Here is a 7263-nt window from a genome sequence, read left to right as displayed (position 1 = left end):
TCGCGGTAGGGGTCCGGGTCGGCGGCCATCGCGGCCAGCACGTCGATCTCCACCGTGTCCAGCTCACAGCGGCGCCGCCGGATCGCGGCCAACACCTGCAGACGGCGCGCCTGACCCACCGACCTGAAGTCCCGCACCGCCCCCGTCATGTGTTCGATTCTAGAATCGACCACCGACAACTGGTGCGGGCTTGCTCTGGCTGCCTTGCTTGCTTGCGTTGATCGTTTGCGGGCCTCCGCGCGACGGCCGCATTCAGTGTCTTCGCGCATAGGTGGGCTGCCATAGCCACCGGCTCCAGACGGTTGGGACCCGCAAATCGCGCCGACGGGCGCTCCCGTGAGTCCGTCGATGCGGGGCACGAACTGGCCGGGGCTTCGTGATCGGTTGCCGAAACCATCGGTCATTTGAGTTGCGTGTCGTTACCGGTATCAGCCGGGAGAGCACGTCTGATCGTGGAGCGGCTTGACGCAGGGAGTTGATGTCGCCAGCGACATGCGTGAGCCGTCGGCGGTCAGCTGAAAAGTCAAGCTGTAGTCCTCGGACTTCATGTGCGGATGCGAGGTGTTGCCGGTGCACGGGGCGAATACCGGCCACGCCCGATCGGGGTGCGAGGGTGCGCCGCGTAACTCTCCCCGCGACGCGGCGCGACCCCTCGCGTGATCGCGTCAAAGCGACGGGCAGAACGACGCGACCTACTCCCGGCTCCGCTCCTGCCGAGCGGCGTACGAACAATGGTCCCCGGCTGATCTGTGCGGCGGAACAGATTCAGCTGTAATTGCCGGCCCAGTCGCCGATCGCGAGTCGGTAGCCGATCGGCAGCGGTAACCGGTCGAGTTGCGCAAGGGGTACGAACTCCACCGCGGTGTGCTCGCCGGAGACACGCATCCGATCCGAGCCGCGCACCAGCGTGCACCCGTACGCGACGACGAGAACCTGCCGGTCGGCCACGACCTCGAACACCCAGGTACGCACAACGGGCCCGGCGCGTACCCGCAAGCCGGTCTCCTCGGCGATCTCCCGCACGACGCACTCTTCGGGGGACTCGTCGTACTCGAGTCGACCGCCGGGCAGCTCCCACTCGTCACGATCGTTGCGGGCCAGCAGGATGCGATGATCGGCCAGGACCACACCCTTGATCGATACCGGCCACGTCGGGGCCACCTGGGCTGGGTGACTAGGCGTCGGACTCGACGATCTCCTTCGCCGCCCAGGAGGAGTGGAACGTGCCCTCGCGGTCGACACGCTTGTAGGTGTGCGCGCCGAAGTTGTCGCGCAATCCCTGGATCAACGCGGCCGGCAGGTGCTCGCGACGCAGCCCGTCGTAGTAGGCGAGCGACGACGAGAACGCCGGCGTCGGGATGCCGGCCAACGCCGCGTGCGACACGACCCGGCGCCACGAGTCGACGCCGGAGCGCACGGCGTCGGCGAAGTACGGCGCGACGAGCAGCGACGGCAGGTCGGCGTCGTCCTGGTACGCCTCCTGGATGCGGTTGAGGAAGCGCGCGCGGATGATGCACCCGCCGCGCCAGATCATCGCCATCGCGCCCGGGTCGACGTGCCAGTCGTACTCCTGCGAACCCGCCTTGATCTGGTCGAAGCCCTGGGCGTACGCGACGACCTTCGACGCGTAGAGCGCGCGTCGCACGTCCTCGATGAACGCGTCGCGGTCGTCGATGTCCACCGTGGATACGTCGGTGCCGAACGCCTCCTGCGCCGGCTTGCGCTGCTCCACGTGCCCGGACAGCGATCGCGCGAACGTCGCCTCCGCGATGCCGGTGATCGGCACGCCGAGATCGAGCGCGCTCTGCACCGTCCAGCGCCCGGTGCCCTTCTGCTCGGCCTGGTCGAGCACGATGTCGACGTACGGCTTGCCAGTGTCTGAGTCGGTATGGCCCAGCACGGCGGCGGTCAGCTCGATCAGGAACGACTCGAGGTCGCCCTCGTTCCAGGTGCGGAAGATGTCGGCGATCTCCGACGGCGACGCGGCCAGCCCCTGGCGCAGCAGGTCGTAGGCCTCCGCGATCAGCTGCATGTCGGCGTACTCGATGCCGTTGTGCACCATTTTGACGAAGTGCCCGGCGCCGTCGGGCCCGATGTGCACGCAGCACGGCGTGTCGTCGACTTGCGCGGCGATGGACTCGAAGATGGGCCCGAGCTTCTCGTAGGCCTCTTTCGAGCCGCCGGGCATGATCGACGGCCCGTTCAGCGCGCCCTCCTCGCCGCCGGAGACGCCGCAGCCGACGAAGTTCAGGTTCTTCTCGCGCAGGGCGGCCTCGCGCCGGCGGGTGTCGGCGTAGTGGGCGTTGCCGCAGTCGATGACGATGTCGCCGTCCTCGAGCAGCGGCGTCAGCTCGTCGATGACGTCGTCGGTCGGCTCACCGGCCTTGACCATGATGATGATCGCCCGCGGCTTGGACAGCGACGCGACGAAGCTCTCCAGCGAGTCGGACGGCACGAACGTGCCCTCGTCACCGTGCTCCTCCACGAGCTTCGTCGTGCGCGCCGTGGTGCGGTTGTGCAGGGCGACGGTATGGCCGTGTCGCGCCAGGTTGCGGGCCAGGTTGCGGCCCATGACCGCAAGCCCGGTGACGCCGATGTCGGCGGTGCCGGTGACGTCTTTGGCGTCGGTGGTGGACGTGTCGGAGGCGGCGGCGCTCATGTTCTCACGTTATCCGGTTTGCCGGCCCGGCTATTTGGATACGCTCGCCTCACACCAGCTTTATCTTGACCGCGGGGTCGTTGCCGGAGGGGTCCGGCGAAAGGTGGCCCTGCCCCGTGTCCGTGCGGATCTACCCGACGATCGCCGCCGCACTCGCTGCGACGCCACACACCGCGGTCGCGCCGCTGGCGTGGAGCCCGACCGACCTGCTCCTCTCGCGCTGCGCCTTCGGGCCGACGCCGGCCACCCGATCCTGGCTCGCGAAGAACGGCCCGGACGCCTGGTACAAGCAGCAGGTCGCCTACGGCAGCACCTACCAGGGATATGCCGGCGTGCCGAAGGCCCGCGATCTGTACCCGCTGCTGGCGATGACGCCGTTCGACACCCGGCAGGCCCTCGCCGAGCAGGGCAACCAGTACGGCTGGGGCGCCATGGACGCCCTGACGGGCGTCACCCTGGCACACCAGGCGTGGAGCCCGGCGCAGCTGTACGAGGTCCTCGTCGACGTCTTCAGCAACCACCTGAACGTGCCGAACCACAACGGCGACATGTGGATCACCCGGCATTGCTACGACCGCGACGTGATCCGCAAGTACGCCATGGGGTCGTTCACCGACATGCTCATCGCGGCGTCGAAGCATCCGGCGATGCTGACCTACCTCAACCTTGCGGACTCGACGAAGTACGCGGTCAACGAGAACTACGGGCGCGAGGTGCTCGAGCTGCACACGGTCGGTCGGCACTACAGCGAGAGCGACGTCAAGAACTGCGCGCGCATGCTGACGGGCCGCACCACCGACCGCAATTACCACTACGTGTACGACGACTACGTGCACCCGACGGGTGCGATCACCGTCCTCGGCTTCCAGCACGCCAACACCTCGGCCACCGGCGGCGAGGCAGCGGGCGACAGCATGCTGCGTTACCTGGCCGGGCACAGCTACACCGCGCAGAACCTCGCGCAGAAGTTGTGCGTGCGCCTGGTGTCGGACACCCCGTCGGCCGACCTGGTCGCCGCGGTCGCAAAGGCCTACCTCGACAACAACACGCAGATCCTGCCGATGGTGTCGACGATCCTGCGCTCGACCGAGTTCTGGGCCTCGCGCGGTAAGAAGGTCCGCCGCCCTGCGGAGAACCTGCTGGCGACGATGCGCATCCTCGACGTCGGCGTCAGCGACTGGTCGAAGGCACTGCCGACGATGCACTGGTTGACTCTCGATCTCGGCCACTGCCCGCTCGAGTGGCCGGCGCCGAACGGCTACCCGGCCGCTGCCACGTCGTGGCGTTCGACCGGCACACTGCTCAACCTCTGGGAATACCACGGCGGCATCATCGGCGGCTGGTGGGGCGGCCTGACGCATCCGGACATCAACACCCTGTACGGCACCGCTCCGACGACGAGCGGGGACGCCGTCAGCAAGCTGACGCAGCGGCTGACCAACCAGCCCTGGACGACGGCGCACACCAGCGCACTGCAGACGACGCTCGGCGAGTCCGCAGCCAAGCCGATGTCGCAGTCCGTCCTGCGCTGGATGGGCCCGAGCCTGGCCGCGCTGATCCTCGACTCGCCGCACTTCGCCCTCGCCTGAACCTGGAGCCACGACATGACGAGCGAAGACATCCTGATCCGCCGCGCCGAGCAGGTGAACGGTGAGCTGCAGGCCCAGGACGACGCCTGGGGCAAGCGCGGCTGGACCCGCCGGCGCTTCCTCGCCGGTGCCGGCATGGCCGGGGTCGCGGCCTTCGGCACGCAGCTGGTGACGACGCGTGCGGCGTACGCCGCAACGCCGAGCGGCACCGACCAGACGCTGGTCGTCGTGTTCCTGCGCGGGGCGGCGGACGGCCTGCGCGTCCTCGTGCCCGCGTCGTCGGGCGCGGGATACGACTACCTCAAATCAGTGCGCCCGGCGCTGCTGCCAGCCGCCGGCGACCTCATCCAGCTGTCGAGCGACTTCGGGCTGAACAAGGCGATGAAGCCGCTCTACGACGGGTTGTGGTCGACGAATGAGTTGACCTTCGTGCCCGCGGTGTCCGCGGCGGGTTTCTCACGCAGTCACTTCCAGGCGCAGCAGTTCATGGAGAAGGGCGGCTCGGACACGGCATCGTCCGGCTGGCTGCAGCGCGTGCTGCCGAGCCTCGGGTCGGGCAGCACGTTCCGCGCGGTGACCGACGGTTCGCCGACGCCGGCCGCGCTGGTCGGCGATCTCTCGTCACTGGCCATCGACGGCATCGACAACTACAAGTTCCCGATGGACGGCGACTTCGGGGCGAGCGCGCAGACCGCGCTGCTGTCGCTGTACCGCGGTGTGGCCGGCCCGCTCGGCGAGGACGTGCCCGCCACGATGAGCTCGCTCAAGACGGCGGCCGCGATCCGCAGCACCGCCGCGACGGGCGTCGTCTACCCGAACGGCAACTTCGGTGACGCCCTGAAGGACCTGGCCCGCATCCTGCGCGCGGAGGTGGGCATGCAGGTCGCCACCGTCGACGTCGGCGGTTGGGACACCCACACCGACGAGGTCAACGACCTGGACAACAACCTGAGCGGAACCGCCACCGCGCTACGGGCCTTCATGGACGACCTCGGCCCGGACCGGCGAAAGCGCGTCACCGTGGTCGTGATGACCGAGTTCGGCCGGCGCGTCGCGATGAACGGTGACGGCGGCACCGACCACGGACACGGCAGCGTGATGTGGCTGCTGGGCGGCGGGCTGAAGAGCAGCACCGTCGGCGGTGACTGGAAGTCGCTGTCGGACAGCACCCTTGACCAGGGCGACGTGCCGGGCGTCAACAGCCCGTTCGACGTGCTGGGCGAGCTGGTGCAGAAGCGGCTCGGCGTCGGCTCGTTGAGCGACGTGTTCCCGGGCCACTCCTACAGCTCGCTGGGCCTGGCGACGACGTGACGCACGCGGGCCGCTAGTAGCGCGGACCCGCGAAGTACTCGTTGCTCGGCCGGAGCGCCAGCAGCACCACGACGGCGATGTCGATGAGCAGCGTGACGACGCCCAGCAGACGGGTGAACCCGGTCTCCGGCGACGCGAGGGTGCCGAGGAAGCCAAGGATCCCGAGGCCGGCGATCACCCAGGTGACGATGCGCGCCCAGTTGTGTCCTCGTCCGACGACGAACGCCAGCACGATGTACAACACCAGCAGGACGACACCGATGACGACGCCGATCGTCACCGCGTTGTCGACGTCGGACGTCGTGAGGTTGGGGCTCGCGTCGCGGACCTGACGCGTCAGATCGTCCTTGGTGGCGAACAGCACGATCAGCGACACGACGCCGATGACGGCGCGCAGATACATCAGCCGGACCGCCGTGAGCACCTCCTTCGGCCGCGGGCCGCGCGACGCAGCGGCCTGCGGGTACGCCGGCGGTGCGGCCGGTAGCCCGTAGCGGTAGGGATTGTTGGGGTCATCCGCGCCGTCGCCCTGGGGTGGTTCGGAGTATCCCGGGTACTGGGTCATGAACCGATCAGCTCCTTGAGCTGCGCGTTGATCCAGGCCGACGCCTCGGCGACGGCCGGGCTGATCAGCTCCATGCCGTAGAAGCCGTGGATGAGGCCGTCGAAGCGTCGGTGCCGCACCGACACGCCCGCGGCGGCCAGCGCCGCAGCGTAGGCGTCGCCCTCGTCGCGCAGCGGGTCGAACTCGGCAGTGGCGACCACGGCGGGCGCGAGACCCTCCAGGCTCGCGGCGTGCAGCGGGGACAGCCGCGGGTCGCCGGCCAGCGCGACGGCGCGCGGGTCGCTCTCGTCCGCCACCCCCATGTAGTTCGCGGCAAACCAACGCATGTCGTCCAACGTCAGGAAGTAGCCCGTCGAATTGTCGGTACGCGACTGGTACTCGCCGAGCAGATCGACCGCCGGGTAGACGAGCAGCTGCGCTGCGAGGTGGATGCCGTCGGCATGCGCGAGCTGCGCACACACTGCGGCAAGGTTGCCGCCCGCGCTGTCGCCGCCGACGACGAGTCGTGTGGCGTCGCCGCCGTAGCTCTCGATGTCGGCGGCGACCAACTGCGTGGCGGCGTAGGCGTCGTCGAGCGCCGCCGGGAAGCGGTGCTCGGGCGCGAGGCGGTAGTCCACGCTGACGACCACTGCGCCGGTGTCCTTGCACAGCAGGCGGCATACGCCCTCGTGCGTGTCGAGGTCGCCGATGACGAAGCCACCGCCGTGGAAGTACACGATCGTGGCGGTATGGCTCGCGGCGTCCGGCCGGTAAACCCGCACCGCGGTCTGCCCGAGCGTCGTGGGCGTCACCGAGCCGACGTCGGGCAACGTCGAGGGATCGCGGAAGTCGACCATCAACGCGCGCAGCCCGGCCCGAGCCTGTTCTGGGGTGCTCTTAGCGACCGGCGGGTAACCGGCCTGCTCGATGAACTGCAGCAAGCCGGCGAGGTTCGGGTCCAACGGCATGGCCCGATCCAAGCACAGGCCGCCCTGCCCCCACCCCCGGTGATCAACAGCAGGCAATGGTCGCCCGGACGACCGTCAGCTCCTGTTGATCACCGTCTCCCCCCTCTTGGTGGTAAACAGCAGCTTATTGTGGCCCGGGCGCCCAAAACCAGGGGGTGATAAACCCAATGGGGGGGGGGGGGGGGGGAAGGG

Annotated in this window: 6 protein-coding genes; 2 read left to right on the top strand and 4 right to left on the bottom strand. The window is 68.9% G+C overall.

Annotated elements, in window-relative coordinates; all coding sequences use genetic code 11:
• Window positions 1-765: 765 nt before the first annotated feature.
• Window positions 766-1161 (bottom strand): NUDIX domain-containing protein, encoded by a 396-nt coding sequence (locus ACFFCN_RS18010; protein WP_375493907.1) that lies wholly within the window; start codon window positions 1159-1161, stop codon window positions 766-768.
• Window positions 1162-1174: 13 nt separating this feature from the next.
• On the bottom strand, window positions 1175-2659 hold the full coding sequence (gene gndA / locus ACFFCN_RS18005; RefSeq protein WP_375493905.1) for an NADP-dependent phosphogluconate dehydrogenase: 1485 nt from the start codon (window positions 2657-2659) through the stop codon (window positions 1175-1177).
• 116 nt (window positions 2660-2775) lie between these two features.
• Here gndA and ACFFCN_RS18000 point away from each other — a divergent pair, with 116 nt between their 5' ends.
• Both ACFFCN_RS18000 and ACFFCN_RS17995 read left to right on the top strand, forming a co-directional pair.
• A complete protein-coding gene (locus ACFFCN_RS18000; RefSeq protein ID WP_375493904.1) occupies window positions 2776-4248 on the top strand; it encodes a DUF1800 domain-containing protein in 1473 nt (490 codons plus the stop codon).
• 15 nt (window positions 4249-4263) lie between these two features.
• The gene (locus ACFFCN_RS17995; RefSeq protein WP_375493903.1) at window positions 4264-5559 is read left to right on the top strand and encodes a DUF1501 domain-containing protein; all 1296 of its coding nucleotides are present in this window, start codon (window positions 4264-4266) and stop codon (window positions 5557-5559) included.
• Between the two features lie 13 nt (window positions 5560-5572).
• On the opposite strand, the gene ACFFCN_RS17990 is transcribed toward ACFFCN_RS17995, so the two are convergent.
• Together ACFFCN_RS17990 and ACFFCN_RS17985 are read right to left on the bottom strand one after the other, a co-directional pair.
• Window positions 5573-6124 (bottom strand): hypothetical protein, encoded by a 552-nt coding sequence (locus ACFFCN_RS17990; RefSeq protein ID WP_375493901.1) that lies wholly within the window; start codon window positions 6122-6124, stop codon window positions 5573-5575.
• A complete protein-coding gene (locus ACFFCN_RS17985) occupies window positions 6121-7071 on the bottom strand; it encodes an alpha/beta hydrolase (RefSeq protein WP_375493899.1) in 951 nt (316 codons plus the stop codon). Before ACFFCN_RS17985 ends, ACFFCN_RS17990 begins: the two co-directional genes overlap by 4 nt.
• Window positions 7072-7263 lie beyond the last annotated feature (192 nt).

Source organism: uncultured Jatrophihabitans sp., from assembly GCF_964246335.1.
Lineage (GTDB): Bacteria > Actinomycetota > Actinomycetes > Mycobacteriales > Jatrophihabitantaceae > Jatrophihabitans.
The sequence above is the reverse complement of the archived record's forward strand: the minus strand, read 5'-3'. Positions and strand labels throughout refer to the sequence as shown.